We start from the raw sequence: 26151 nt of genomic DNA, 5'->3' as shown, positions 1-26151 counted from the left end.
TCCCACGCCCGTTCGCCCACGTTCGGGCGAACAACGCGTCAGGCGAGGAGGTCCGCGAGGAAGTTCAGCTGCGCCTGCTGCTGCACCGGCCCGCCACCCTCGTGCCCGTTGTACGGATAGACGGCGATGTCCTTCTGCGTGCCCGCGTAGTGGTTGAACGCCGCGTACACCGTCGAGGGCGGACACACCGCGTCGCAGAGCGCGACGGAGAACAGTGCGGGGGCGGTCGCACGGGCGGCGAAGTTCGTCGCGTCGAAGTACGAGAGCGTCCGGAACACCTCCTCCTCATGGCCGCGTCGGCTGATGAGGTACGTCTTCAGCTCCGCGAAGGGGCTCGCGTCGGTGATCTGCAGGGCACGACGGAAGTGCGACAGGAACGGGACGTCGACGAGCGCCGCCGCGAGTCCCTCGCAGAGTCCGGCCGCGGCGAGCGCGATGCCGCCACCCTGGCTGCCACCGGCGACGACGACCCGGGCGGGGTCGACCTCCGGGAAGCTGCGCACCACGTCGACGGCGAGTGCCGCATCCGTGAAGACCCGACGGTAGTAGTAGGTCTCGGGGCTGCCGAGCCCGGCGCTCATCTTCCCGGCGACCTGCGGACCGCTCCCGAACGGGTCGGCCGTCGCGCCCGGCAGGTTCGCGCTCCCCTGGCCGCGCGTGTCCATGACGAACACTGCGTAGCCCGCGGACGGGTGCATCGTCCATTGGTGGGCGAGCCCACGACCGCCGCTGTAGCCGATGTAGTGCACGATGCACGGGAGCGGCTCGGTCGCGCCGGCCGGTCGGATGAACCACCCCTTGATCGGGTCGCCACCGAACCCGGAGAACGTGACGTCCTCGACGACGAGACCCGTCAGCTCAGGGTTGGATCGTTCACGCACCGTCGGCTGCGCGAGGGCGTGGGCTTCGGCGAGGGTGTCCGTCCAGAACGCGTCGAAGTCCGGCGCCTCCTCGCGGTCGGGCAGGTACTGCTGGAGCTGGGCGAGGGGCAGGTCGAATTGCGCCACGGGTCACCTTCGGTTCGTGAGATCGGATACGGGTGGGGAGGAGGTCAGGAGGAGGGGATCGCGGAGATGAGGCCGAGACCGACGCTGATGCGGTCGGCCACCTCGATGAGGTCCTCGGTGAGGACGTCGAGGTTGCGCTCTCGCATCAGGCTCAGCCGACCAGAGATGGAGATCGCCGCCACGACTCTGGCGTTCGCGTCGCGGATCGGCGCCGCGATCCCGAGACGACCCAACGCGAGCTCCTGGTCCTCCATGCAGACGCCGCGTTCCCGCGCCGCCGCGAGCTCGGCGGCGAGGGCCGCGTGCTCCGTGACGGTGTTGGCCGTGTAGCGCGGGAGCGGCTCATCACCCAGCAGCGCACGGAGGCCGTCCGCGTCGAGGTCGAGGAGCAGACACTTGCCGAGCGCGGAGGCGTGCAACGGCTGGCGCAGCCCGATCATCGAGTGCGACTTCGGGGCGAGGGCTCCCTCGAAGTGGCAGAGGTAGATGAGGCTCGAGCCGTCGAGCACGCCGACGTTCACGCTGAGGCCGATCCGCTGTGCGAGTTCCTGAGCGGGAGCACGCGACTCCCGGTGCACCGGGTTCTGGTTGAGCCCCTCGCTCGCGAGCGCCAGGATGGTCGCGCCGATGGCGTAGGACGGACTGTCGGCCGCCTTCGTCACATAGCCGAGCTCCTCGAGCGTGCCGAGGAGGCGTGCGGTCGTCGAGGTGCCGAGACCGGTCGCACGGGCGATGTCGGAGGCCCGCAACGGTCCGGTGGTCGATGCGCCGAGAACGGCGAGCACGGATGCTGCACGGCCGATGCCCTGCTGGATCTCACCTGCCACGGGTCCTCCACGGTGTCGGTGTCGGTTCGGATGTCCGGCCTCGGAGGCCGTGTTCAGCGTAGCGGTCGGGCTCGGCGCGGCCGGGTGGTGCGCCCGCTCGGCTGCTCGAAGACCTTCACACTCGCGACGCTCACGTAGGGCGACCCGTTCGTGGCCGTGACGACGACACGGAGGGCGTCGACCCGCACGGGTTCGACGTCGTGGATCCGATGCCGGTGCCGGTTCCCCTCGACCTCGGCCAACACCGTCCACGTCCCCTCAGGAGCACCCGCCGGTCGTGCCTCGAGGTGGTACGCGGCGACGAGCTCCGGCACCGCCTCGAAGTCCGTGCGGTGGTGGTGCAGGTTGATGAGGTCCACGTCGACGTCGTCGTTGAACACGATCCGGACGGACGCGACATCGACCGGCTCATCCCAGTGCAGGGTGAGGACCTCGGGCTCGGTGATCAGGTCGCGGTTGTCCTGGAGCCGCGCCGAGGACCACAGGTGCGGTCCGCCGTAGGGGCGCTGGTACCCGTCGACGATCCGCTCAGGCCGGTACGCCGTGGTCTCCCCGCCGACGGTCAGCGCGACGCTCCGGCCGCGGAGCTTCCGAGCGTTCCAGTCGAGGATCGCCTGGTCCTGCTCCTCGGGGATGTGGTCGTCGAACACCTCGTCGGACGCGTGCTTGGCCGTCAGGATGAGGAGCCCGTAAGGGTGGCCCTCGGTGAGGAGCAGGCTGACGTCCGGGTTGGCGCGGACGACGAGCACGGCGTTCTGCTCGATCTCGGGCGTCCATCCGAAGCGGACGGTGGCGGGCACGCCCACCCCGGCGGTGACGTCGGCCGTGCCGTCGAGGAGGTGCTCGACGGGGACGGCGTTCTGCCGCTTGCCCGCGCTCCACAGTTCGACCCGGAGGGTGGTGTCGCTCGCGGCGTCGACGAGCAGGGTTATCTGGTCGAGTGTCGGGGCGACGGGCACGAGGATCGCGACGTCGCGGTCGAGGGCGAACCGCTCGCCGGAGCCGAGGTGCTCCAGCGTGGAGATGGTGTCGAGCGCGCTCGAAGCGGAGACCGTCGCCCGCCCGGCCAGATCGTCGGGGTCGTCCGTGGTGATGCCGATGACCGGGGCGTCCTCGCGCAGGAGCGTGCGCTGCAGGAGCGGGAGCGCCTGCCCGGCGAGCTCCCGCGGCGTCAGTCCATCGCGGGCGATGAGCGCCGCAGCCGTCCCCACCGCCTGACCCTGCGTCGCGCAGGTCGCCATGACGCGGGTGGACCCGAACGCGACGTGGGAGGCGGAGATGTTGCGTCCGGCGAACAGCAGGTTGTCGATGTCGTGCGAGTACAGGCTGCGGAAGGGGATCCCGTAGGTGCCGTTGCTGAACCGCTGCTGCGCGCCGGCGGTCTCGGCGTAGACGCCCTCAACCGGGTGCAGGTCGATCGACCAGCCACCGAAGGCGACCGTGTCCTCGAAGTCGACCTGGTCGAGCAGGTCGTTCTGCGTGAGGGTGTGGTCACCCAGCAGCCGCCGGTACTCGCGCTTCCCCGGGATCGATCCGACCCACTCGAGCGTCAGGGTGTCGGCGTCGAACTCGCCGGAGTTCTTGATGTAGTCCCAGATCCCGAAGACGACGCTCCACAGCTCGTCGCGGATCTGCTCGTTCTCGGCGACGGTGTCGAGCTCGCCGCCCCACTCGATCCACCAGTAGTTGCAGCCGTTGTCGCCGGTCCGGATGATCCGGTTGGTGAGGATCGGGGTGTCGCGGATGTCTCGCGCGATGTCGGGGGCGACGAACCGCTCGGGACGGCCGGTGTCCTTCGTGTAGAAGAAGATCGAACTGCCGAGGAGCTCGTCGTCCGCGACCTCGGGCGCCCACGGCTCGCCGAGCTCGGCGCGGCCCTCGCGCCCGATGCGGGAGGTCGCGCCCGCGAGATGCCCCACCAGCCCGTCTCCGGTGCAGTCGATGAAGACTGGTGCGACGAACTCCGTCTCGATCTCGCTGCCCATCGTCCATCCGGTGACGGACGCGATCCTCGGTGTCGGCGACGCCACGCCCTCAGCGCCCTCCGCCATCGTGACGATGCGGACGTCGGTGTTGAGGTGCAGCTGCAGGTTCGGCTCGGCCCGCACGAGGTCGAGGACCGTCTGATCCCAGTAGAACGGGTTGCCCTCGGGGTTGCGGTACTGGTTCTCGAGGAAGAGCTCCCCCATGATGCCGGTCTCCCGCGCGAACCGCTGGTGCCCGTGCGCGGTCGCTCCGACGACCCACACCCGCACCTCGCTCGACGAGTTGCCACCGAGCACCGGCCGGTTCGTGACGAGCGAGACCCGGGAGCCGAGACGGGCGGCTGCGACGGCGGCCGAGACCCCCGCGAGACCACCACCGATGACGACGACGTCGGCGGACTGGGTGCGGTGCTGCATGGGAGACACTCCTTCGTGATGCGTGATCCTGGAAGCCGTCGGACACGTGTCGACCACCGGACGGTTGCCACGCTACCATTCAGCGGTACGACTTTCCCATTCAGTGGGTAAGATTCTTCGGCAGGTGAACCTCGAAGCACCCCGACAACGATGTGAGGACCGATGGACGAGAGCAGGACCCAGGCCGCAGCCCTGGCCGAAGCCGCCGCGCACAGTGCGCAGACCCCCTACGACGACGCTGAGCGATCACGCCGGATGCGGAAGGTCATCTGGGCCGCGGGGGCCGGACACTTCGTCGAATGGTTCGACTTCGGTCTGTACGGCACGCTCGCGACGGTCATCAGCCTCAACTTCTTCCAGCAGGGCAACACCCAGGCGGCGCTGCTGTCCGCGTTCGCCGTCTTCGGCGCCGGCTTCGTGATGCGTCCGCTCGGTGGCCTCTTCTGGGGCTCGCTCGGCGACCGCATCGGGCGCAAGACGGTCCTCGCGACGGTGATCCTCGTGACCTCCGGGGCGACGGTCGTCATGGGTCTCCTGCCGACGTTCGACCTCATCGGCCTCTGGGCGCCGATCCTGCTCGTGATCGTGCGACTCGTCCAGGGCTTCGCCGCCGGCGGCGAGAGCTCCGGCGCCACCACGCTCCTCGCCGAGTACGCCCCGTCCAACCGACGCGGCTTCGTGACGAGCTTCATCGACGTGTTCGGCTTCGCGGCCTTCGTCGTCGGTGCGGGCCTCGTGCTCCTCTTCACCTCCACACTCGGCACGGACGCCCTCAACGAGTGGGGTTGGCGCGCCCTCTTCTTCCTCGCCCTGCCACTCGGCCTCGCCGGCCTCTACCTGCGGAACAAGCTCGAGGACACCCCGGAGTTCCAAGCGATCCAAGCGAAGGGGGCCGTCTCGAAGTCACCGCTGCGCACATCGTTGCGGACCTCGTGGAAGGCGCTGCTCTTCTGCGTCGGCTTCGTCGTGATCAAGGCGGTCGGCCACTGGATCCTGCAAACCTTCATGCCGTCCTACCTGCAGACCGACCTCGGCTACTCGCAGCCGCTCAGCTACGGGGTCACGGTGCTCGGGCTGCTCGCGATCGCGATCCTCGTACCCTTCATGGGCCTGCTGAGCGACCGCATCGGACGGAAGCCCGTGATGATCGCCGGTTGCGTCGGGTTCCTGGTGTTGACGTATCCGACGCTCATGCTCATGAGTGCCGGCAACTTCGCCGCCGCTGCAGTCGCGATGGTCATCCTCGGGGTGTTCATGGCCGCCTACGACGGTGCGTCGAGTGCCGCGATGGCGGAGCTGTTCCCGACCAGTATCCGTTACGGCTCGATGGCGATCGCGTACAACCTGTCGGTCGCCGTGTTCGGTGGGATCACACCCTACTTCGCGACGTTCCTGATCGCCTCGACGGGCAACCGGTTCGCGCCCGCGTTCTACGTGATGGCGGCGGCGCTCATCACGTTGATCGTCGTGCTGCGGGCCCGCGAGACGGCCAAGCTGCCGCTCCCGCGCTGAGCGGGCCCGAACAAACGCCGGCGTCGATCCGAGGGGTCGACGCCGGCGTTGTCGTTCAGGGACGACTCAGCGGGTGAAGTCGCGCAGGTCGAGGTCAGGGTCTTCGAGCACGTCCGTGGTCTCGATGGAGTCGCGCGGCTCGTAGGCCGTCGTTGACGGGCGGATGTCGTCGAGGTAGCCCTGCAGGCGGTCTCGTCCCTCACTGAAGTCGGGGACCTCGTCGGTCCAGCTGTGGGGCACCGAGAGGACGTCGTTGCCGAGGCCGATGACGAGCTGCGCGGACGCCGGCCCGTCCTCATCGCCGTCGGACTCGACCACGATCGGGATGGTGACGGCCTCGGCACGGCCGCGCTTGGCCAGTTCCGCCGTCAGTTCGACCAGGAGCTGCGCGACCTCGTCGGTCGTCACGACGTTCTCGCCGGCATAGGTAATGCATCGCATGGATCAACCCTGCCGGACGGATGCTGCGAACCAGGGCCCCTTGACAGGCACCCGGGCGAGATGACTAGGCGTCCTAGCGATCGCGCTCAGCGCGTCGTGTTCCGGCGGCGCCGCGACCGCCACGCGCGCCAGGCACCGGTGGACCACAGGGCCCAGAGGACGAGGACGGGCTGGAAGACCAGGCGGACGGCACGGGCGATGTCGCTGTCCAACCCGAAGGCGTCGGTTCCGCGGACGAACTGCTCGAGGTTGCCGGGGAAGACGGCGACGAAGAAGGCGGCGACGATCCAGCCGACGGCGACGCGGTACCGGGCGAGCAGGATCAGCGAGAGGCCGAGCAGGATCTCGACGACTCCCGACGCAACGACGACCACGTCGACCGGCAGGGGCAACCACTGCGGCACCTGGGCGACGAACGACTGCCGCGCGAAGGTGAGGTGACCGACACCGGCGAAGACGAGGGCCGCTCCGAGAAGCCAGCGGGCGAATGTGCGGACGAACTCCATGTCAGCTCACGGCCGTCACGGCGTACTTGAAGCCGCGGTGCGAGCCGACGAAGCCGAGGCGTTCGTAGAAGCGGTGGGCGTCGACCCGGGCCTCGTCGGAGGTCAACTGCACGATCGACGAACCGGTCGCCGGAGCGGCGACGTCCGTCACCCAGCGCATCATGGCTGTTCCAACACCGCCGGATCGCAGCGCGGAGGAGACCCGCACGGCTTCGACGAGCAGTCGGGTGGAGCCGCGCCGGGCCATCCCGGGGATCCGCGTCAGCTGCATGGTGGCGACGACGGCGTCCACCGCGTCGACGACCAGCAGGATCTCGTTCGCCGGGTCGTCGATGAGGTCCGCGAGCGCACGCTCGTAGGCGGGGAGGTCGCTCTCCTGGGCCTGGTCACCACGGGACGCGCTGATCGGGTCGTCTGCGAGGAGCGCCATCAGCGCATCGAGGTCGGCGAGGGTGGCCCGGCGCAGCAGTAGCTCCTGTCCTGGCGTGGTGAGGGTGGCGGGGAGCGTGAGCGCAGCGATCATCCGTCCACCCTCTCACCTCTCGATCGTCGATCCGTCCACCGCCCGCGCGACCGACCGGAGTGCATGCGCCCTCGTCGCCGCGTACGACTCCTCCAGCACGGCTTCGAGCCCCGGGTACTCGGTGTGCCCGGCGGGGAGGACACTCAGCTCGAGGTCCTCGAGCGCGTTGGCGACGGCGAACTGCCCGGGTGGTGGCACGTGTCCGTCCCAGAGCGCGGCCTCCACCCGCACCGGCACGTGGACGAACCCCGCGGCCGTCGACGCGTCGAAGAACCGCAGGACCTCGCGCGCCTCGGGGTGCTCGGCGACGTGGTGTCGCACCCGCTCCCCGCTTCCCTCGCACGGCAGGCGCAGGCGCACGTCGTACTGACCGAAGCTCGGCACCACGAGCGTCGCTCCGACGAAGCGGTCGTCCCACGGGAGGGCGAGCGCGCCGATCCCACCGCCGAAGCTCTCACCGACCAGGTAGAGCGGGAGCGGTCCGACGACGTCGAGCAGCGCCGACGCCGCATGCCAGAGGTCGACGGCACAGCGGCCGAGCGCGTACCGCTCGACGCTGTCGATGCCGAACAGGACGTGTCCGTCCTCCGGCGTCGGTGCCCCGAGTCCGGTGTTGAAGACGCCCTGACCGCGGGCGATCGGGAAGATGACGGCGGCGTCATCCGGGACGCGGGACCAATCCGGTGCGTCCCGTCCGCCGTAGCCGTGCCCGTGCACCATCCCGAATCGCGCCTGCCCGTCCGCCGGCGTCGCGAGCCATCCGCGCAGGCGGAGGCCGTCGGCCACCGTGTGCTCGACGACGAAGACCTCGTGCGCACCCTGCTGGCCGATCGAGGCAAGGACCGGATCCGGGGAGACCTCGCGTGCCGCCGCGTACCACCCGCGCCACAGCTCCTCGAATCCGGCCGGCGGCACGACCGGTTCGACCGCCAGGAGCCCCTCGAGGTCGTAGCCGTAGGTGCCGTCGCGCACCTCGTCGCCGAACCAGTCCCGATGTCGTACCTCACGCATGCGTTGTCCGCCTCCGTCTCGTCGTCGTGGATCGCCGGTGCCGAGGTTCGCCGTGCGCGCGTGCCAGACTGGCAACCGGGTCGAAGGAGGACGCTGTGCTCGGTGCGGAACGCAGATCGCAGATCATGTCGGAGGTGCGCCGCAACGGTGCGGCGAGCGTCGTCGACCTCGCGACCGCACTCGGCGTCAGCGAGATGACCGTGCGACGCGACATCGAGCAACTCGCGACGGAGGGCCTCGTCGACCGTGTCCGTGGCGGCGCCACCACGCCCAGACTGCCCGACCGCGCCGAGCTGGGCTTCCCCAACCAGGCACGCCGACTGCTCGCCGAGAAGCGCGCCATCGCCCGTCGCGCGGCCATCCTCGTGGAGCCCGGCATGTCGGTCGGCCTGTCCGGCGGGACCACCACCTGGGCCCTCGCGCAGGAGCTGCGAGCCATCCCGGAGCTCACCATCGTCACGAACTCCCTCCCGGTGGCCGACGTGTTCGCGCGGCCCGACCGCGCCGACGAGCCGTACACCCAGACGGTCGTGCTGACCGGCGGCGTCCGTACCCCCTCGGACGCCCTGGTCGGCCCGGTCGCCGTGCGCGCGATCGAGTCCCTGCACTGCGACGTCGTCTTCCTCGGCGTCCGCGGGATCGACCTGCAGGCGGGGCTGACGACCTCGAACCTCCTCGAGGCCGAGACCAACCGGGCGTTCGTCGGCGCCGGGCGTCGCTCCGTGGTCCTCGCCGACCACTCGAAGTGGGGCGCCGTCGGACTGACGACGATCGTCGACCTCCGCGAGGTGGACCACCTCGTGATGGACGACGACGTGGCCGAGGACGTCGAGACCACGCTCCGCGCGCAGTTCGGCGAGGTCTGGCTCGCGCCGGTCGCCTCCGCTTCCGCTTCCGCCGACGACGACCGCATGGACGCCTGACCGCGACACCTCCAGCACCCCGCCACGGCGGAGCGCCGGCCTGTCGTCCCGCTCATGGACCTCAGCGTGCCGTGCTGTCCCGCACGACGATCCGTGCGTCGACGACCACGTGCCGGACCGGGGTGTCGGCTCCGGGCGGGGCGGCGATCTGGCGTTCGAGCTCGGTGAAGGCCGCGCGCACGATCGCGTCGTAGTCGGGAGCGACCGTCGTGAGCGACGGGGTCGAGAACTGGGCGGCGTGGACATCGTCGATGCCGATCACCGCGACCTCCTCGGGCACCCGCCGGCCGGCTTCGTGGAGGGCCGCGAGCACGCCGAAGGCGATCGAGTCGTTGGAGCAGACGACGCCGTCGAGCTCGACGCCCTCGGCGGTCATCCGACGCATCACGCGGCGTCCCTCCTCGGGGGTGAACGCGTCGACGTGCCCGATCAGCGACGGCTCCTGCGCGAGCTCGAGCCGCGCGACCACGTCCCGATACCCGGCGTACCGCTGATCCGCCGCGTCGGACGGACGTTCGTCCCTGGGCCCGATGAACGCGATACGGGAGCAGCCGGCCTCGGCGAGGTGCGTCGTCGCGGCGTCGGCGGCCGCCCGGTTGTCGATCGAGATGTGCGTGAACGGGCTGACCTGGATGTGCTCGCCGAGGAGTACCAGGGGCCCCGGGGAGGTCCGCCGCGTGAGGTCGCCGACCGTCAGCGAGCGGGGGATGTGGATGAGTCCGTCCGTGAGCGGCAGACCCACCCCGTTGGCGATGTCGACCTCGCGGTCGTGGTCGCCCTCCGTGTGCTGGATGAGGATCGACAGTCCACGCTCGTCGGCACCACGGACGAGGAGCGTCGTGAGCTCCGCGAAGTACGGTTCGTCGAGGTTCGGGACGGCGAGCGCCACCATGCCCGTGCGCGAACGGCGCGGTACCGGTGCCGACCGCTGAGAGCCGAAGGCGGCGTCCGACATGGTGCTGCTCCTCACTGCTGGCCGGGTGGATCCCGGCCGCTCGGGACCGTTGCGGTCCCGACTGAGCACAACGCTATCCCGGGACATCATCGTTCCTCGCGGATTCGGTGGCCGGTGCCGCGATCGCCTCGATCTCGAAGACCCGCGCGACGTCGGTCGCCGAGGCGGACGGGTCGGTGATGAGGAGGCGCACCGCGTCGACGACGAGTCCGTCCACGGGCGCGGTGACGGTGCCTGCGGTGTTGTCGTCGAACCGTCCGACCTCGACCCAGGCACCGCCCGTCCGGACCTCGATCGTGAAGTCACGGAGCACCGAATCGGTCGAGGCTCCCCCGGCGTAGCCGCTCTTGACCCTGACCTCGGCGAGCGCCGTCGGGGTCTGCCAGGCGGCCGTGATCGTGGGTGCAGTGTCGCCGACCGCGGAGATCCAGCGACTCGCGTCCGTGCACACGCCGTCGACGGCGAGCGCCCCGCCGGTGTCGGCGCGGAGCGCGGAGGAGGCCGTCACGGTGGCTCCGAGCGCCACGTTCGTCCCGCCGAGCTCGCCTCGGAGCCCGGACACGATGTCCGCGAGCGTCGTGCCACCGGTCTCCGCGGACGTGCCGCGGGGGATCGAGGCCCAACGCAGGGTCCCGCGGGTGGTCTCGCTGACCGGCGCCGTCAGATAGAGGACGTCGGTCCCGCTCGCGGTCTCCGCTCGCAGCCGCTGCGGGCCGGACGCCGGATCACCCACCGCACGAGCCGCCCAGCCCGAGCCGGCTCCCCCGCGCTCGAGTCGGACCACCTGGCTGCGGTTCTCGCCGCACACCTGCACGGCGAGGACCGCGTACACGCGGTCGACACCACCGGCGCTCGTCGCATCGATGCCGGCGACCGTCGAGACGCCCGAACCGAGCACGGAGGCGTCGACGAGCGACTCGTCGCTCCAGGCGCCGCCGTCCCACGAGGTGTATCGCACGTCGTACGCGGTCTGATCGGCTTCGACGAACCGGTAGACGATCCCCGCGAGCTCCGTGCCGTCGAGGGCGAGCTTCGCGGTCTGCAGCGCCGGCGTGTAGCTGCCGATGGCCTCACCGGCACCGAAGGGGCGCCAGACGACGGATCCCGGGGTGGTCGGGGTGATCGGTCCGGTGAGCGCGGTCCCCGCGACGTCGGCGAAGGAACCGTCGGACGGGTCGTACGTCGCGTACGAGCCGAGGTGCCGCGCCGGGTCCGCCGGGAATGGGCCCCATTCCCACAGCACGTGGACGCGGCCGTCGGCGTCGACCTCGAGGTCGTCGGGGTAGAAGGAGTAGCCGGTCGCCGCGGCGACCACCGCCTCACGTTCCCAGACACCGCTGTCGAGGTCGTACCGGTAGAGCCGACCCTCCCGCCGCCCCTGCGTGTCCGTCCCGACGCGCACGAGCACCCAGGCGTCGCCGTCCGGGCCGCGCGCCGTCACCGGATAGGTGATCGCCGCGTCGAGGTCCGGCATGGACGACGTCGCCTCGACGAGCGAGGTGACGTCGCCGGGTGCACTGGATCGGAACACGTTCCACTGCTCGTTGTGCATCGACACGAAGGCGTGGATGGTGCCCGCGCCGTCGACCACGATCGACGGCTGGTTATGGCCGTTGTCGTCGGTGAAGGTCACGCAGGCGCCGCCGGCCGTCGAGCGCAGGCACCCTTCGGTCCACGTCCCGTCCGCGCCCCGCGAGGCCAGGTGGACCTCGTGCTTGGACGCGGTGGACGCCGGCGCGTTGAAGGCGAAGTAGGAGACACCGTCGACGACGTCGAGCGGTCGCCACCAGCCGGCCTGGTTCGACGTGTCGACGGTGACGGGCACGGTCTCGACCGTGTCGGTCACCGCACTCCCGCCCTCGTCGCTCCGCACCGGTCCTCCGGGGGCGGCGACCGCCGGCGCCGTCACCCCCAGCGCGAGGACCGTGAGCGCGGCCGCGGCGAGCGCGCGGACGGTGTTCGATGGGCTGCGTCGCATGGTTCCCCCGGTGCCGGTCACAGTCGTCCGATCGTCGATCCGCGGCTCAGCCGACGAGCTTCTGCGCGGCCGCCCCGGCGGCCTTCATGGCTTCGGCCGGTTGCTCCTGGCCGACGAGGACCGCCTGCACCTTCTCCGCGATCTTCGTCTCGATCTGCGAGTACTGGACGAACTTCCAGAACGGGTTGGTCGAGCTCGTCTTGGTGATGCGGTCGCTGAAGTTCGTGGCGAACGAGTCGTTCTTCACGGCGTCGGAGTTGAGCGCGTCCTCGGTCGCCGGCGGCAGACCACGGGCGGCGAAGTCCTCGAGCACGGTCTCCGGGTCGGACGTCACCCACTGGGCGAAGTCCGCTGCGGTGCCGGCGGCCGGACCGTCGACGACGGCGAGCGCCCCGCCCCACACGAGCGCACGCGGCGTGTCACCCTGCTTGAGGACCGGCCGGGAGACCGGCTGCAGCTTGCTCGCGAAGTCGGGGTCGGGCGATTCGCCGGTCACGGCGCTCCGTCCGACGATCGCGTCGTCGTAGATCGCGGTGCGTCCCTGCGCGAACAGCGAGCGGGCGTCGAAGCGGTCGACGTCTGCTGCGATGAGACCCTGGTCGTACAGGCTCTTGTACCAGGTGACCGCCTCGATGCTCGCGTCGTCGCCGATCGTCACGGTGTCCCCGTCGACCAGCGGGCTGCCGAAGGTCTGCATCCAGATGAGGATGTCCTTCAGCTGCGCGGCCTTCGTCGACGCCGCGTAGGGGATCATGCCGTTGCCGAGGCCCTTGAGCTGCTTGAGCGAGCCCTCGAACTCGTCGATCGTCGTGGGGAACTCGCCGATGCCGGCCTGCTCGAGGATCGCCTGATTGGTGACGAGGCCGATCGCGCCGATCGTCCACGGGAGGCCGTACTGCACGCCGTCGAACGACGCGGCCGTGAGTCCCGCCTTCGTGTAGCCACGTCCTTCGGTCAACCCGGACACGTCCTGCAGCTTGCCGAGGCTCGCCAGTGAGCCGAGCCAAGCGACGTCGACGTGGGCGACGCCGGAGAACTGCCCGCCACGGACCTGCAGCATGAGCTGGTTGATGTACTCGTTGTAGGGGAAGGAGACCTCGCCGACGTCGATCTTGGCCTTGCCCTCGTACTTCTGCAGGAGGCTCTGGATGGCGGGTGCCGAAGCCTTCTCGGTGAGCGACCAGCTCGCGAAGTCGAAGTCGGTCGCGGTGCCGCCGGCGGTCGCCTTCGGGATGGAGCCGGCTCCTGGGGCGGCTCCGGTCGGGGCGCACCCTGCGAGGGTGGCCGCGGCGACGCCGATGCCGAGGAACTGCAGGGCGCGGCGGCGGGTGATGACGGTCTGCTGTGCGGCGGTGGCGAAGGACGGGGTGGTGTGGGACATGGCTCCTCCTCGAGCGTGATCCTGGTGGGACGTGTCTGGGTTGGTGGAACGGATTGTGGGGAGGCCCGGCGGCGGGCCGGTTCGGGGTGCTGCGCTCAGCCCTTCACGGCACCGGCGGTCAGTCCGCCGACGAGGTGACGCTGCAGGGCCATGAACGCGATCGCCACGGGTAGGGAGACGACGAGCGATGCGGCCATGAGCTCGGGCCAGGCCGTGGCGGCCTCGCCGACGAAGGTGTTCACGAGGCCGGGCGGGAGCGTCTGCTTGTCGGGACCCGCCAGGGTGAGCGCGAAGATGAAGTCGTTCCACCCGCGGACGAAGGCGAACAGGCCCGCGGCGACCAGGCCGGGTGCGGACAGCGGCAGCACGATGGAGTGGATGATCCGCAGTCGGGACGCCCCGTCGACGCGAGCCGCCTCGATGAGTTCGTCCGGGATCGTGTCGAAGAACCCCTTCAGCATCCAGACGCACAGCGGCAGGGTGAACGTCGTGAACGAGAGCACCAGCGCCGCATAGGTGTTCAGGAGTCCGTAGGCGCTGAACACCGAGTACAGGGTGATCAGCAGCAACGCCTGCGGGAACATCTGCGAGGCGAGCACGAAGTACATGAGGGATCGGCGGCCGCGGTAGCGGAACTTCGAGAACGAGTACCCCATGTAGGCCGAGACGATCACGGACAGCAGGGCGGTGATGACGGACACGATGATGCTGTTCCGCAGGTAGCCGAACAGGTCCGGGTTCGATGCGAGGGCGGTGTAGGCCTCGAAGCTGATCTCCGTGGGGAAGAGCTTCGGTGGGTACGAGAAGACCTGGGCCCGTGGGGTCAGCGAGGTCGCCAGCAACCAGTAGACCGGCAGCAGCCCGAAGCCGCCGCAGACGATCACCGCGACCCAGGCGCTGATCCGCACCGCCCGGCTCTCGGATCGGAAGAGCGACGGACGACGCCGGAGCGTGCCGATCTCGGTGGCTGCGAACGGGGGCTGCGGGTCCGGCGTGGTGTCCTGCGGCGCACGGGGTGCGGTGGAGACGCTCATTTCTGCTCGCCTTTCTCCGAGAATCGGACGTAGACGACGACGAGCGCCATCAAGAGGATGAGCCAGAGCAGCCCGAGGGCGCCCGCGTGGCCGAGGTCGAACCCGCGGAAGGCGGTCTCGTACACGGCGGTGGCGAAGGTCTGGGTGCTCCCAGCCGGACCGCCGCCCGTCAGGACGTAGATGATGTCGAAGTGCTGGAAGTTCCAGATGAACTCGAGCAGCAGGACGAGGCCGATGATGCCCTTCAGCTGCGGGACCGTGATCGAGAAGAAGCGTCGAATGGTCCCGGCGCCGTCCATCTCGGCCGCCTCATGGAGTTCCTGTGGCACGGTCTGCAGGCCGGCGAGCAGCATGACCATGATCCAGGGGAAGGACTGCCAGGTCTTCGCCACGATCACCGCGAACATGGCCGTCTGCGGTTGTGCCAGCCACGCCTGCGCCTCGATTCCGAACAGACCGAGGACGGCGTTCGCCACTCCGTAGTTCGCGTTGAAGATCCACATCCAGAGGAACGACACGACGACACCCGGAACGAGCCACGGGATCAGCATGAGTCCGCGCAGCATCTTGGCACCGCGGATGCGCGTGTTGAGTGCGAGGGCGAGCGCGAAGCCGATGACGAAGGGGGCGATGGTCGTCCCGAGGGTGAAGACCATGGTCTGCCCGAGCAGCTTGAGGAAGTCACCCTGGAGCACGTCGATGATGTTCTGGAGTCCGACGAACTCGCGTCCGGGGACGACCAGGCTCTGCTTGAAGAACGCCGTGACGAGCGCGGTCAGCAGCGGATAGGCGACGACCGCCACCAGGAGCGCGAGCCCCGGGAGGACGAGGACGAACGCGAACATCCCGTCCGGCATCCGCTTTGGTTTGTTCGAAACTGTATCTAACTGTGAAGTCGTCATACTCACATCCTTGTGAGGAGCATTCCGCTGCATGCGGGGCTTCCTGGGGCGGCGGCGCTCTTATCAGCGGCCAAGTGTTGTTCAGCATGCCCGGTGTCCGCCTGACAGGTCAACGCGCGGTGGTCACGGTTCCATAACGGACTGTTCATACTTGATTGAAACTGTCTCTTTAGAGCGTCCGTCCGCTGCCGGAGTGGACATGGGAGAGTTGATGGGTGAACTACGACCTCAGCGCTCCTGCCCGTCGCGACATCAAAGGCCTCACGGCTGCCATCGAGTCGGCCGAGGACGCCGCTTCACTGCAAGCGCGTCTGAGCATGCCCCGCTACGGCGTGTTCGACCTCGTCGGCCGGTCCCGCCGCTCGCCGATCATCGGCGGACTCCTCCTGGCCGGCACGGCACTCGATCAGAACGGCAAGCCGACGAAGCCGCTGCAGGTGCTCGAGTCGATCCCTGAGCTCGACCCCGTCGACCCCGACCCCGGCGCCGTCGTCGCGCAGCTCGCCGAGCTCTCACACGGCGACCTCGTCACGGTGCGGTTCTCCGATGGCGCTTACGGCGACTTCGGAGTGACCGGCATCGCCGTCTGGTCAGTCCCCGGCACCACCTTCCTCGTGGGCGGCTGGCTCATCGGTTCCGCGGGGGCGCCCGCGCCCAGGGTCACCGAGCTCGTCCGTCTCGCACCCGTCGGCGACCACCCCTGGACCGTCCCGGCCCAGATCACCGTCGTCGGCGAGGACATCGGCATCGACTGACCGCGCGTCGTTCGCCCATGTTTGGGCGAACGAACAAACATTCGCCCGAAGATGGGCGAACGAACGGACACACCGGAGGCGCTGGGGGGAACCGATGAGCAGGATGGTCCGCGAAGTCGTCTCGGCCGGGATGATGTGCCTCCCGCTGGCAGCTGGGATCGTCGCTGCTTGGACCGTGCTCCCGACCGCACCCCCGACGCTCGACGTCCACGTCGACCGGAGCGGAGTGGTCGACGGCACCGCGCCGACCTGGCTCGTGGTCACGGTCCCGCTCGCGCTGTCCGTGGTCGCCGCGGTCCTCGGCATCGCCGGGCTCCGCGAGTCGTGGCAGGCGAACCGTCGGGTGCAGCGAGCACTCGCTGGAGGAGCAGCCGTGCTGGGTCTCGTCGTCTGGATGTGGTCGGTGGAGTTCACCCGGCTGGCCGGCACGGGAGCCGACCTGGTCGCGCTGCCGGTCGTCCTCTCGGTGTTCGGCGCGATGTTCTGGGGCGTCCTCTGCTTGGTCGTCACCCCGCCTGATCTCCTCGCGGACTGAACCTCGGCATGGGCACCACTCCCCATTCACCGCTCGAGACGCTCGACCTACGCTCGTGATGTCCGAGCAGTCGAACCAGAGGAACATCATGACCACACGAACGATGCGCAGCAGGATCGCCCTCGCGGGGGCCGCCCTCGGCCTTGCCATCGCCGGCTCCGTCGGCGGCGTGGCGACCGCCGCACCGGCCCAAGCCGCCGGCCAGTGCGTCGACTACCAGTACTCCGCCGGTGGCGACGGGAGTTGCGTCGCCAACATCCAGACCCTGCTCAACGCCTTCAAGGTCGGCGGCCCCCAGCTGGAGGTCGACGGTCAGTTCGGCGAGCAGACCCGGGCGGCCGTCGTGGCCTTCCAGACGTACTGGGGCATGCAGGTCGATGGCGTCGTGGGCGCCGAGACCTGGAACATCCTCTGCGGGCCGCAGATGGGCCCCGGCCCGATCTCGTGGTACCCGTACGACGCGGCTCGCGCCTCCGGCTGCAACATCTGACCGGACCCGCACGACGACACTCCCTCGCCCGTGTTCGGGCGAGGGAGTTCTCGTTCGCTCGGGAACGGGCGGACGAACGCGGCGGTCACTCCATGTCGAGGGTGAAGAGCTGCGCCTGCTCGGGAGCGAGGAGCGGCATCGCGATCCCGACCTCGGCCAGCGCGCGGCCGGTGAGCACGACCGAGCCCTCGGTCAGCCACACCGGCGGCACGTCCTGGATCGACCGGGCGGGCGCGCCGAGGTCGAGCGGGCGGACCCGATAGCGACGCTCGGGATCGAGGCCGGGCACGCGAAGTGGCGCGGGGATCGCCGTCAGCGGTGCGGCGAGCGCCACCTGCGCGACGATCGCGGACGAGCGGTCCTGGGCGATCACCCCGTGCGCATGCAGTGCCGGGTCGGCGCTGTCCATGCGGACGACCTCGCCCGCGTGCAGCAGCGAGCGGAGGCGTTTGTAGTGCGCGATCCATGCCGCGATCAGCTCGAGTTCCGACTCGCTCGCCTCGTTGAGGTTCCACTCGATGCCGGCGCTCCCGAAGAGGGCTGTGGCCAGGCGGAACGCGAGGTCCGAGGTGCGCCAGGTGGTGTGCGAGCGCGCCGCACCGAGGTGACCGCCGAGATACTCCGGTGGGATCACGAGCCCCGTATAGCGCTGGATCGACTGCCGCTCGAGCGGGTCGTTCGTGTCGCTCGTCCACACCCGCTCGACCCGTTCGAGGATGCCGAGGTCGATCCTCGCGCCACCTGACGCGCACGACTCGATGTCGACACCGGGATGCAGGGCACGCACCTCGTCGAGCAGTCGGTAGAGCGCCGTCGTCTGCCGGTGCGCCGAGCCGCCGAGGAGGTCGCGGTTGTGGTCCCACTTGAGGAACGCGATGTCGTACTCGGTCAGCAACGCGTCGAGTCGGCCGAGGAGGTAGGCGAACGCGTCCGGGTTGTCCAGGTCGAGCACGCGTTGGAAGCGCCAGGTCGGAGCGTCCGGACGCCCGAGGACCCAATCGGGATGCGTGCGCGCGAGCTCCGAGTCGGGGTTCACCATCTCCGGCTCGACCCACAGCCCGAAGTCCATGCCGGCACCGGTCACCGCGTCGATGAGTGGCGACAACCCGCCCGCCCAGCGTTCCGGGTCGACGAACCAGTCGCCCAGCGCACGGCGGTCGTCCGTGCGGCCGGTGAACCAGCCGTCGTCCAGGACGAACCGCTCGACGCCGACGCGCTTCGCCTGCTCGACGAGGGTGAGCAGTGTCGGCAGGTCGTGGTCGAAGTACACGGCCTCCCAGGTGTTCAGCACCACCGGGCGGGGCTTCGTGATCGTGCTCCACGAGCGGATCCAGGGGTGCAGTCGCGCGGAGACGCCGTCGAGACCCGCGTCGGAGTAGACGGCGACCGTCCACGGCGACTCGTAGGTCTCCCCCGGCTCCAGCGTGACCTCGCCGGGCGCGAGGAGTTCACCGGAGCCGGTGACCACGGGACCGAGTGGCGAGCGCTCGCTCCAGATCACCTTGTCGCCGCTCCACGCGAGGTGCGTCGCCCACACCTCGCCGCTGCGGAAGTCGAAGCCTGGTGCGCCCGTGACAGTGAGGAACGCGTCGTCGTGACCGGGACGTCCGTGACGGTGCTCGCGTGTCCAAGCGCCCTGCCCGAGCCGGTGGCGCTGCGGCGTGCGCTCGTGCGTCCAGAGACCGGTGAAGTCGAGGAGTTCGGTGGCGCGGTCGGGGACCGGGAGCACGACGGCGAGGGCGTCGACGGCGAGCGGTCGGTCGACCTGGGCGTCGTTCCGCACGGTGTGCCGGACGCGGAGCACGCCCTGGGGGGTCAACTCGATCGTCGAGACGATCGCCACCGCGGCACGCTCGTCGGACGTCGTCAGGACCAGCGAGGTGTCGGTGGCCTGGTGGTCGATCAGCCGCAGCGCGAGCAGGTTCGACGCATCGGTTCCGCCCGGCCGGTGCACGCCGACACCCGGGCGGCCGCTCCAACCGTCGAACACGGTGGGCAGGAGGCTGAGGCGCGGCGGGGCGTCGATGGAGGAGGGCGGGATCGCCGGCGTCAGCCCGTGGGCGAGGGCGATGAGGGAGTCGGCGGCGAGTTCGCCGACATCGGCTCCCCAGTGGAGGATGGTGGGCACCTTCGTGCCGCGGGCGTCGACGATCAGGCTGACGCCCGCGGCACGAAGGTGGTGGATCACTGTTCTGTTACTCCTTGACGGGGATGGACTGCGCCTTCAGGGCGTCGATCGTCGCGGACTGGCCCTTGGTGAGGGCGTCGAGCAGGGTTCCGTCACCGGAGACCGCAGCCTTGAAGCCGTCGGACACGTCGTTGTACGTCTGCGTCATCGTCGGGCCCCAGGCGAAGTCCTCAGACACCTCGGAGGAAGCCTCTGCGAAGACATCGTAGATCGGCTGTCCGCCGTAGAAGTCGACGCCCTCCTTGAGGACGGGCAGGTTCAGGCCCTCCTTCGTCGCCGGGTAGATGTTGGCGCTCTTGTTGAGCATGGTGAGCGCCTCATCGGAGGTGTTCAGCCACAGCGCGAACTTCGACGCCTCATAGGGGTGCTTGGAACCGGTGAAGACGGCGGTCGAGGAACCGCCCCAGTTGCCGGCCGCGGAGTCGCCGGCCTCCCACTGCGGAGCCTTCGCGACGGCCCACTTGCCGGCGGTGTCGGGAGCACCCGACGCGATGGAGTTCGCGCCCCAGACGGCGGAGTTCCAGGTCCAGGCGGCGCTGGAGTTGTAGGCGTTGTCCCACTCGGTCGTCCAGGTGGGGACGGTCGAGACGAGGTCCTCGTCGATCAGGTCCTGCCAGTAGTCGGCGACCTTCTTGGAGGCGGGGTCGGTCAGGTCGACGGTCCAGTCGGAGCCGTCGTTGTTGAACCAGCTGCCGCCGGCCTGCCAGACGAAGCCGGCGAACTGGTTGATGTCGCCCTGCGAGAAGTTCGTGATGTACGCACCGGTGGCGCGGACCTTCTTGGCGGCCTCCTTGTACTCGGCCCACGTCGTCGGGATGGCGATCCCGTTCTGCTCGAACAGGTCGGCGCGGTAGAACATGGCCATCGGGCCGGAGTCCTGCGGGACGGCGTAGACCGAGTCGGACTCACCGAGCGAGACCTGACCCCAGGTCCAGTCGACGAAGTCGTCCTTGGCGGCCATGACGTCGTCGCACGCACCGAGGTCCATGAGGCCGTTCTGCACGCGGAAGTTCGGCAGGGCGTCGTACTCGATCTGGCCGAGGTCGGGGGCGTTGCCGGCCTTCAGCTGGTTGAAGAAGTTCTGGTACGTACCGCTGTTGCCGTTCGGGCCGGTCTGGACCTTGACCTGGATGTCGGGGTTCTCCTTGTTCCAGACGTCGACGACCTCTTCGATGCCGGGGATCCAGGAGGTGAAGCTGAGGTCGACCTTGCCCTCGGCCGGGGCGCAGGAGGCAGCAGCACTGCCGCCCTCCGACCCGGTGGAGGAGCAGCCGCTCAGGACGACGGCCGACAGCACCGCTGCGGCGACCGCTGTTCTCTTGAGGTTCATAGCGAATCCGTTCTTCTGTGAATGGTGCGGGATGGGTGTTGGTGCGGGATGGAGAGGAGTGTCTGCTCGTCGGTCCGACTACTTCACGGCGCCGGCACCGAGGCCGGAGCGCCAGAACCGCTGGAGCAGGAGGAAGGTGATGACGAGCGGGATGATCGACAGGAATGCGCCGACGAGGACGTAGAGGCGCAGTTCGGGGATCTGGTTGACCTGCGAGTTCCAGGAGTAGAGCCCGAGGGTGACCGGGAACAGGGCTTCGTCGCGCAGCATGATGAGCGGCAGGAAGAAGTTGTTCCAGATGGCGACGAACTGGAAGAGGAACACGGTGACGAGCGCCGGGAACATGAGTCGCACGGAGATGGTGAAGAAGGTCCGGATCTCACCGGCGCCGTCGAGACGCGAGGCCTCGAGGAGTTCCTCGGGCACGCTCGACGCCGCGAAGATCCGCGTCAGGTAGACACCGAAGGGGCTCACCAGCGAAGGCAGGAAGACCGCCCAGAACGTGTTCGTGAGGCCCACCTGGCTGAAGATGAGGAACAGCGGGAGCGCGAGCGCGGTCGCGGGTACGAGCACACCGCCGAGGACGACGTTGAAGATCAGGTCGCGTCCCGGGAACCGGTACTTCGCGAGGGCGTAGCCGCACATCGCTGCGAAGAGCGTGCCGAGCAGTGCGCCGAGGCCGGCGTAGAGCACCGAGTTCAGCATCCACTTGAGGTAGACGCCGTCGCGGTAGGCGACGAGCTGGCCGATGTTCTCGAACAGGTTGAAGTCCGCGAACCAGAGCGGAGCCGAGTTGCCGAACTGCGCTGACGACTTCGTCGAGGCGATGAACAGCCACCAGATGGGGATGAGGAAGTAGAGCGTGAAGACGAGCATCACGATGAGCGCGCCGGCGCGCGACAGGCGGCTCTCCTGCGGGCCGCGGCCGGTGGACAGGATGGCGGTCATTTGCCTTCCTTTCGCTGCGTGAACTTCAAGAACCCGAAGGAGAGGACGAAGGTCGCCAACGCGAGCACGACCGAGAAGGCGGCTGCGAGGTTCACGTTCGGGATGGACGAGGTGGTGTAGACGGTGAGGTTCGGGGTGAAGGTGCTGCTGACGGCCGAGCTGAAGGTGCGGAACACCTGCGGCTCGGCGAGGAGCTGCAGCGTGCCGATGATCGAGAAGATCGCCGTGAGTACGATCGCCGGCATCACGAGCGGGATCTTGATCGACCAGGCGATGCGCGCCTGACCGGCGCCGTCGAGCCGGGCGGCCTCGTAGATCTCGGTGGGGATGGAGAGCAACGAGGAGTAGATGATGAGCATGTTGTAGCCGACGAACACCCAGGTGACGACGTTCGCGATGGCCCAGAGCACGAGATCGGCCGAGAGGAAGTCCACGCTCTGCGTGACCGCGGTGAACGGCGACAGGTTCGGCGAGTAGAGGAAGCCCCACATGATGGCGGCGATCACGCCGGGCACCGCGTACGGGACGAAGAACGCGAGGCGGAAGAACCGTTTGCCCCGCAGGAGCGGCGAGTCGAGCAGCAGTGCGAAGAGGAGCGCGAGCCCGAGCATCACCGGCACCTGGACGACGCCGAACAGGAGCACCCGTCCGACGGACTGCCAGAACGGGCCGTTCTGGAAGACCTGCACGTACTGCGCCAGTCCGCCGAACACCTCCCGGGCCTGACCGAAGGTGCCGTCACGCTCGATCACGAGCAGCGACTGGTAGACCGCGTACCCGATCGGCACGAGGTAGAACAGCGCGAACAGCACGGCGAACGGGACGATGAAGATGGCGATCGCCCGCTTGTGCTGCACCACCGCCTTCGGCAGCTTGGCCGCCCTCGGCGGGCGGACGGGCCGTGGCGACGTCGCCTCGGCCGTCTCGATGTTGACGCTCATCGCGTGCGGTCCTCTCTGATGACGCGCACGGCGCCGGCTGGCACGCGTGCGATGGAGTCGACGGGTTCGCCGGTGACGAGCTCGCGCCCGCTGGCCGGCAGCTCGACGTCGTTCGTCGAGTGGTTGATGAGGAAGAGGTAGCTCCGTCCCTCATCGGCGCGGCGGACGACCTCGAGGCCCGGCTGGTCCGGATCACCCTGTGGCAGCGCCCCGGCCCCCGCGGCTGCGTCGCGGAGCACCTCGTCGAGTGCGCCGGCGTCCAGGTTCGTCGCGAGGTACCAGGCGTCGCCGCCACCCGCGATGCGGTTGCGCGTGATGGCCGGGCGACCGGCCGACGGGCCGTCGGCGAAGGAGTCGACGACGTCGGCTCCGCGGGCGCGGGTCCGCTCGGACCATGCCGTCGCGGTCCGGCCCGACGCGAGCGTCAGCACCTGGCCGGGGAGGACGGGGGCGAACTCCTCGACGTTGACGCCGAGCAGCTCGCGGAACGCACCGGGGTAGCCGCCGGGGCGGACCCGGTCCTCCTCGTCGGCGATGCCGCTGAAGAACGTGACGACGGCGTGCCCACCGGCTGCGACGAAGTCCGAGACGACCGCGGCCTCGCTGTCGCGCACCAGGTACAGGTTCGGGACGACGACGAGCCGGTAGGCGGAGAGGTCGGCGCCCGGACGCACGACGTCGACGGTGTGACCCAGACGACGCAGCGACGCGTGGACCGCGTGGACCTGCGAGAGGTGGTCGATCGCGTGGGTCGGGCGGCTCTCGCCGTCGGCGGCCCACCAGTTCTCCCAGGAGAAGAGGAGCGCCACGTCGGCCTGGACGCGCGTACCGGTGATCTCGTCGAGTCGGTCGAGTGTGCCGCCCAGCTCGACGACCTCGCGCCACACGTCGGAGTCGGTGCCCGCGTGCGGCAGGAGGGCCGAGTGGAACTTCTCCGAGCCCTGCAGCGACGCGCGCCACTGGAAGAAGCAGATCGCCTCCGCGCCCTTCGCGACGTGCGTGAGGGAATTCCGGGTCATCTCGCCCGGTGCCTTCGCGAGGTTCTGCGGCTGCCAGTTGACCGCACCGGTGGACTGCTCCATGAGCAACCACGCGCCGCCCCCGGCGAGACCGCGCGTGAGGTCACTCGCGAACGCGAGTTCGGCCGTGGGGTCCGCGAGGCGGTTGTCGAGGTAGTGGTCGTTGGCGACGACGTCCATCTCGGGCGCCCACTGCCAGTAGTCGAGGTTCCGGATGTGCGCGGTGACCATGAAGTTGGTCGTGACGGGCACCGAGCTGTGGCGGCGCAGGACCTCGAGCTCGGCCCGGTAGTAGCCGAGGAGCTCGTCGGAGGAGAAGCGGTGGAAGTCGATGACCTGGCTCGGGTTCCGGCTCGACAGGGTCAGGCGCGGCGGGAGGATCTCGGCGAAGTCGCTGTACTGCTGACTCCAGAACGACGTGCCCCACGCGGTGTTCAGACGCTCGATCGTCTCGTAGCGGGCGCGGAGCCAGCACCGGAAGGCCTCGGCACTCTCGTCGTCGTAGCAGAGCGCGTTGTGGCAGCCGAGTTCGTTCGACACGTGCCAGAGCGCGACGGCGGGGTGCGCGCCGTAACGGACGGCGACGCGCTCGACGAGTTCGAGGGCGTAGCGGCGGAAGACCGCAGACGACGGGCACCAGGCCTGGCGACCGCCGGGGAAGCGCGTCGTCCCGTCCTCGGTCCCGGGGAGGATCTCCGGGTGCCGGAACGTCAGCCACGGTGGGGCCGATGCGGTGCCGGTCCCGAGGTTGACCCGGATGCCGGCCTCGTGGAGCAGGTCGAGGATCTCGTCGAGCCCGGCGAAGTCGAACTCCCCCGGCCGCGGCTCGAGGTGCGACCAGCCGAAGATGTTGAGGGCGACGAGGTCGACGCCCGCCTCCTGCATGAGCGCGACGTCTTCGCGCCAGACGGACCGATCCCACTGCTCGGGGTTGTAGTCGCAGCCGTAGGCGATGCCGTCGTGGCTGAACGTGGGGGTCGTGCTCATGGTGCCTTCCGCAATCTGTGAACGTGCACAGATCGAAGAGCGACAACTCCACGTTGAGAGTCTGTGAACGTACACAGAGTAGGCGTGCGTTTCTGAATCTGTCAACACGGAGCCCGCCGAGGGCCGCCCGGACCGGCGCTAGGGTGGAGCCGTGACCCCTCCGCCGACCCGACGCAAACGAGCGACGGTGCACGATGTCGCCGTCGAAGCCGGCGTCTCCCGGGGTACGGTCAGCAGGGTCGTCAACGGCGAGCGCTACGTGTCCGCTGAAGCGCGCGAGGCGATCGAGGCCGCCATCGAGAAGGTCGGCTACGTGCCGAACACGGCCGCCCGGAACCTCGTCATGCAGCGCACCCAGGCCGTCGGGTTCGTCGTCCACGAGCCGCACAGCCTGTTCGTCGACGACCCCAACATCGGCAACATCCTGCTCGGGGCGAACGAGGCCCTGTCACAGGCCGACCACCAGCTCGTCTGTCTGGTCGTCGACTCCGAGCGCGACACCGACCGCATCACCCGGTACCTCTCGGGCGGCTTCGTCGACGGGGTGATCATGGTGTCCGCGCGCCAGAACGACCCGATCACGCGTGTCATCGAGCGCCTCGGCCTCCCGGCGACCTTCGTCGGCCACCCGCCCGACCTCCGTGAGCTCCCCTTCGTCGGGATCGACAACCGGTCGGCATCGGTCGACATCACCGGTGAGCTGATCGGCGCCGGCCGACGGCACATCGGCATGATCGCGGCGGCCCTCGACCGGGATTCCGGCTCCGACCGACTCGCCGGATTCCGCGATGCGCTCGGCGACCGCTTCGACGACCGACTCGTCGTGGAGGTCCCGCTCTACTCGCACCAGGACGGCTTCGCCGGCATGTCGGAGCTGCTGCGTCGGGAGCCGGCCGTCGACGGGGTGTTCGCGGCTTCGGACGCCGTCGCGGCCGGAGCGCTCGAAGCCCTCCGAGCGGCAGGGCGGAGTGTGCCGGAGGACGTGTCGGTCGTCGGCTTCGACGACTCGGCGTGGGCGCTCCGTTGCCACCCGCCGCTCACCACCGTCCACCAGCCGGCGGCGGCCGTCGGTCAGCGCGCGGCGGAAGTGCTCCTCGCCCAGCTCCGGGGCGAGAAGATATCGCCGGTCGGCTCGTTCGTCCCCACGTCGATCGTGCGTCGCGGGAGCGTCTGAACCCATTCGTTGGAGCGACTCAGAGCTGCGGTGACGGCCGTCGGATCGCGGCACGCTTTGCCTCGTCGAAGGTGTCCACGTGCAGCCATTCAGGCGGGCTGGGCGCGACGATGAGCACGTCGTAACCGGCGTCCTGTGCCTCGACGTACGCGAGACAGCATTCGGGTGAGGAGGGATCGGCGTCGTTCGAAATCCGCCATTGCCGGGCACCGATCGGGACGACGTGGTGCCGTTCGGACGAGTCTCGCGCTGGAGACACATCGTGCTGAGAGGGAAAGGACGGCTCGAGCGACACTGCTGGAGCATGCTTCGTGACCATTCCATCAGGCTAGGCGCGCTCGCGGAACGCGTCTCGAGGCTTGACTTCACAGGTTCGCGGCAA

Annotated in this window: 24 protein-coding genes; 6 read left to right on the top strand and 18 right to left on the bottom strand. The window is 69.3% G+C overall.

The genetic code is table 11. The features are described 5' to 3' along the window. Positions 1 to 38 precede the first annotated feature (38 nt). From ACLIME_RS14315 to ACLIME_RS14305, 3 genes are read right to left on the bottom strand one after another with little or no spacing between them, the layout of a single operon-like run. Complete coding sequence (locus ACLIME_RS14315) at positions 39 to 1007, bottom strand: acetylxylan esterase (RefSeq protein WP_411557319.1); 969 nt, start codon at positions 1005 to 1007, stop codon at positions 39 to 41. Between the two features lie 44 nt (positions 1008 to 1051). Then, positions 1052 to 1834 carry an IclR family transcriptional regulator gene (locus ACLIME_RS14310; protein WP_411557318.1) on the bottom strand — a complete coding sequence of 261 codons (783 nt, stop codon included), beginning with the start codon at positions 1832 to 1834 and terminating at the stop codon, positions 1052 to 1054. Between the two features lie 53 nt (positions 1835 to 1887). Further along, a complete protein-coding gene (locus ACLIME_RS14305) occupies positions 1888 to 4236 on the bottom strand; it encodes an FAD-dependent oxidoreductase (RefSeq protein ID WP_411557317.1) in 2349 nt (782 codons plus the stop codon). 162 nt (positions 4237 to 4398) lie between these two features. Here ACLIME_RS14305 and ACLIME_RS14300 point away from each other — a divergent pair, with 162 nt between their 5' ends. After that, positions 4399 to 5748 carry an MFS transporter gene (locus ACLIME_RS14300; protein ID WP_159876580.1) on the top strand — a complete coding sequence of 450 codons (1350 nt, stop codon included), beginning with the start codon at positions 4399 to 4401 and terminating at the stop codon, positions 5746 to 5748. A 66-nt stretch (positions 5749 to 5814) separates the two neighbouring features. On the opposite strand, the gene ACLIME_RS14295 is transcribed toward ACLIME_RS14300, so the two are convergent. The 4 genes from ACLIME_RS14295 to ACLIME_RS14280 form a co-directional block, all read right to left on the bottom strand. Next, a complete protein-coding gene (locus ACLIME_RS14295; RefSeq protein WP_241160979.1) occupies positions 5815 to 6189 on the bottom strand; it encodes a hypothetical protein in 375 nt (124 codons plus the stop codon). 86 nt (positions 6190 to 6275) lie between these two features. Continuing rightward, entirely contained in the window at positions 6276 to 6695 is a 420-nt protein-coding gene (locus ACLIME_RS14290; protein WP_411557316.1) for a hypothetical protein, read from the bottom strand. Between the two features lies 1 nt (position 6696). Next, positions 6697 to 7218, bottom strand: coding sequence for a GNAT family N-acetyltransferase (locus ACLIME_RS14285; RefSeq protein WP_411557315.1), 522 nt, complete (start codon positions 7216 to 7218; stop codon positions 6697 to 6699). Positions 7219 to 7230: 12 nt separating this feature from the next. Then, positions 7231 to 8229, bottom strand: coding sequence for an acetylxylan esterase (locus ACLIME_RS14280; RefSeq protein WP_411557314.1), 999 nt, complete (start codon positions 8227 to 8229; stop codon positions 7231 to 7233). 95 nt (positions 8230 to 8324) lie between these two features. Between ACLIME_RS14280 and ACLIME_RS14275 the strand changes: the two genes are divergently transcribed. After that, on the top strand, positions 8325 to 9152 hold the full coding sequence (locus tag ACLIME_RS14275; protein ID WP_079704363.1) for a DeoR/GlpR family DNA-binding transcription regulator: 828 nt from the start codon (positions 8325 to 8327) through the stop codon (positions 9150 to 9152). Between the two features lie 61 nt (positions 9153 to 9213). Here the strand turns inward: ACLIME_RS14275 and ACLIME_RS14270 are convergent, their stop codons facing one another. The 5 genes from ACLIME_RS14270 to ACLIME_RS14250 all read right to left on the bottom strand — a co-directional run bounded on the left by ACLIME_RS14270 (position 9214) and on the right by ACLIME_RS14250 (position 15357). After that, positions 9214 to 10107, bottom strand: coding sequence for a LacI family DNA-binding transcriptional regulator (locus ACLIME_RS14270; RefSeq protein ID WP_124767869.1), 894 nt, complete (start codon positions 10105 to 10107; stop codon positions 9214 to 9216). Between the two features lie 73 nt (positions 10108 to 10180). Further along, a complete protein-coding gene (locus tag ACLIME_RS14265) occupies positions 10181 to 12085 on the bottom strand; it encodes a BNR-4 repeat-containing protein (RefSeq protein WP_411557313.1) in 1905 nt (634 codons plus the stop codon). A gap of 46 nt (positions 12086 to 12131) precedes the next feature. After that, a complete protein-coding gene (locus ACLIME_RS14260) occupies positions 12132 to 13466 on the bottom strand; it encodes an ABC transporter substrate-binding protein (RefSeq protein ID WP_411557312.1) in 1335 nt (444 codons plus the stop codon). A 95-nt stretch (positions 13467 to 13561) separates the two neighbouring features. Further along, complete coding sequence (locus ACLIME_RS14255; RefSeq protein WP_411557311.1) at positions 13562 to 14500, bottom strand: carbohydrate ABC transporter permease; 939 nt, start codon at positions 14498 to 14500, stop codon at positions 13562 to 13564. Then, the gene (locus tag ACLIME_RS14250; protein WP_411557310.1) at positions 14497 to 15357 is read right to left on the bottom strand and encodes a carbohydrate ABC transporter permease; all 861 of its coding nucleotides are present in this window, start codon (positions 15355 to 15357) and stop codon (positions 14497 to 14499) included. Before ACLIME_RS14250 ends, ACLIME_RS14255 begins: the two co-directional genes overlap by 4 nt. 260 nt (positions 15358 to 15617) lie before the next feature. On the opposite strand from ACLIME_RS14250, the gene ACLIME_RS14245 reads away from it, so the two are divergent. The 3 genes from ACLIME_RS14245 to ACLIME_RS14235 all read left to right on the top strand — a co-directional run bounded on the left by ACLIME_RS14245 (position 15618) and on the right by ACLIME_RS14235 (position 17182). After that, positions 15618 to 16157: a hypothetical protein gene (locus ACLIME_RS14245; RefSeq protein WP_411557309.1), complete on the top strand. Its 540-nt coding sequence runs from the start codon at positions 15618 to 15620 to the stop codon at positions 16155 to 16157. 94 nt (positions 16158 to 16251) lie between these two features. After that, a complete protein-coding gene (locus tag ACLIME_RS14240; protein WP_411557308.1) occupies positions 16252 to 16692 on the top strand; it encodes a hypothetical protein in 441 nt (146 codons plus the stop codon). Positions 16693 to 16780: 88 nt separating this feature from the next. Beyond that, on the top strand, positions 16781 to 17182 hold the full coding sequence (locus tag ACLIME_RS14235; protein WP_411557307.1) for a peptidoglycan-binding domain-containing protein: 402 nt from the start codon (positions 16781 to 16783) through the stop codon (positions 17180 to 17182). A gap of 85 nt (positions 17183 to 17267) precedes the next feature. On the opposite strand, the gene ACLIME_RS14230 is transcribed toward ACLIME_RS14235, so the two are convergent. From ACLIME_RS14230 to ACLIME_RS14210, 5 genes are all read right to left on the bottom strand, one after another. Further along, a complete protein-coding gene (locus ACLIME_RS14230; RefSeq protein ID WP_411557306.1) occupies positions 17268 to 19370 on the bottom strand; it encodes an alpha-galactosidase in 2103 nt (700 codons plus the stop codon). Between the two features lie 7 nt (positions 19371 to 19377). Next, on the bottom strand, positions 19378 to 20700 hold the full coding sequence (locus tag ACLIME_RS14225; protein ID WP_159876557.1) for an ABC transporter substrate-binding protein: 1323 nt from the start codon (positions 20698 to 20700) through the stop codon (positions 19378 to 19380). 78 nt (positions 20701 to 20778) lie between these two features. After that, positions 20779 to 21648 carry a carbohydrate ABC transporter permease gene (locus ACLIME_RS14220; RefSeq protein WP_079704354.1) on the bottom strand — a complete coding sequence of 290 codons (870 nt, stop codon included), beginning with the start codon at positions 21646 to 21648 and terminating at the stop codon, positions 20779 to 20781. Beyond that, positions 21645 to 22589, bottom strand: a complete 945-nt coding sequence (locus ACLIME_RS14215) for a carbohydrate ABC transporter permease (protein ID WP_079704353.1) — start codon at positions 22587 to 22589, stop codon at positions 21645 to 21647. The genes ACLIME_RS14220 and ACLIME_RS14215 overlap by 4 nt, the downstream gene beginning before the upstream one ends. Next, positions 22586 to 24595 (bottom strand): beta-galactosidase, encoded by a 2010-nt coding sequence (locus ACLIME_RS14210; RefSeq protein WP_411557305.1) that lies wholly within the window; start codon positions 24593 to 24595, stop codon positions 22586 to 22588. The genes ACLIME_RS14215 and ACLIME_RS14210 overlap by 4 nt, the downstream gene beginning before the upstream one ends. A 151-nt stretch (positions 24596 to 24746) precedes the next feature. Between ACLIME_RS14210 and ACLIME_RS14205 the strand changes: the two genes are divergently transcribed. Beyond that, complete coding sequence (locus tag ACLIME_RS14205; RefSeq protein ID WP_411557304.1) at positions 24747 to 25769, top strand: LacI family DNA-binding transcriptional regulator; 1023 nt, start codon at positions 24747 to 24749, stop codon at positions 25767 to 25769. A 19-nt stretch (positions 25770 to 25788) separates the two neighbouring features. Here the strand turns inward: ACLIME_RS14205 and ACLIME_RS14200 are convergent, their stop codons facing one another. Continuing rightward, entirely contained in the window at positions 25789 to 26064 is a 276-nt protein-coding gene (locus ACLIME_RS14200) for a hypothetical protein (RefSeq protein WP_411557303.1), read from the bottom strand. Positions 26065 to 26151: the final 87 nt, after the last annotated feature.

Source organism: Plantibacter sp. MPB07 (assembly GCF_046619465.1).
GTDB classification, from domain to species: domain Bacteria; phylum Actinomycetota; class Actinomycetes; order Actinomycetales; family Microbacteriaceae; genus Plantibacter; species Plantibacter auratus.
Note: the sequence above shows the minus strand (reverse complement) of the source record. Positions and strands in the feature narration are given on the sequence as shown.

Coding starts and splice junctions, on each gene's coding strand:
- ACLIME_RS14305 (WP_411557317.1), bottom strand. CDS start 4,236: ATGCAGCACCGCACCCAGTCCGCCGACGTCGTCGTCATCGGTGGTGGT.
- ACLIME_RS14300 (WP_159876580.1), top strand. CDS start 4,399: ATGGACGAGAGCAGGACCCAGGCCGCAGCCCTGGCCGAAGCCGCCGCG.
- ACLIME_RS14295 (WP_241160979.1), bottom strand. CDS start 6,189: ATGCGATGCATTACCTATGCCGGCGAGAACGTCGTGACGACCGACGAG.
- ACLIME_RS14290 (WP_411557316.1), bottom strand. CDS start 6,695: ATGGAGTTCGTCCGCACATTCGCCCGCTGGCTTCTCGGAGCGGCCCTC.
- ACLIME_RS14285 (WP_411557315.1), bottom strand. CDS start 7,218: ATGATCGCTGCGCTCACGCTCCCCGCCACCCTCACCACGCCAGGACAG.
- ACLIME_RS14280 (WP_411557314.1), bottom strand. CDS start 8,229: ATGCGTGAGGTACGACATCGGGACTGGTTCGGCGACGAGGTGCGCGAC.
- ACLIME_RS14270 (WP_124767869.1), bottom strand. CDS start 10,107: ATGTCGGACGCCGCCTTCGGCTCTCAGCGGTCGGCACCGGTACCGCGC.
- ACLIME_RS14265 (WP_411557313.1), bottom strand. CDS start 12,085: ATGCGACGCAGCCCATCGAACACCGTCCGCGCGCTCGCCGCGGCCGCG.
- ACLIME_RS14260 (WP_411557312.1), bottom strand. CDS start 13,466: ATGTCCCACACCACCCCGTCCTTCGCCACCGCCGCACAGCAGACCGTC.
- ACLIME_RS14255 (WP_411557311.1), bottom strand. CDS start 14,500: ATGAGCGTCTCCACCGCACCCCGTGCGCCGCAGGACACCACGCCGGAC.
- ACLIME_RS14250 (WP_411557310.1), bottom strand. CDS start 15,357: ATGCCGGACGGGATGTTCGCGTTCGTCCTCGTCCTCCCGGGGCTCGCG.
- ACLIME_RS14240 (WP_411557308.1), top strand. CDS start 16,252: ATGAGCAGGATGGTCCGCGAAGTCGTCTCGGCCGGGATGATGTGCCTC.
- ACLIME_RS14235 (WP_411557307.1), top strand. CDS start 16,781: ATGACCACACGAACGATGCGCAGCAGGATCGCCCTCGCGGGGGCCGCC.
- ACLIME_RS14225 (WP_159876557.1), bottom strand. CDS start 20,700: ATGAACCTCAAGAGAACAGCGGTCGCCGCAGCGGTGCTGTCGGCCGTC.
- ACLIME_RS14220 (WP_079704354.1), bottom strand. CDS start 21,648: ATGACCGCCATCCTGTCCACCGGCCGCGGCCCGCAGGAGAGCCGCCTG.
- ACLIME_RS14215 (WP_079704353.1), bottom strand. CDS start 22,589: ATGAGCGTCAACATCGAGACGGCCGAGGCGACGTCGCCACGGCCCGTC.
- ACLIME_RS14210 (WP_411557305.1), bottom strand. CDS start 24,595: ATGAGCACGACCCCCACGTTCAGCCACGACGGCATCGCCTACGGCTGC.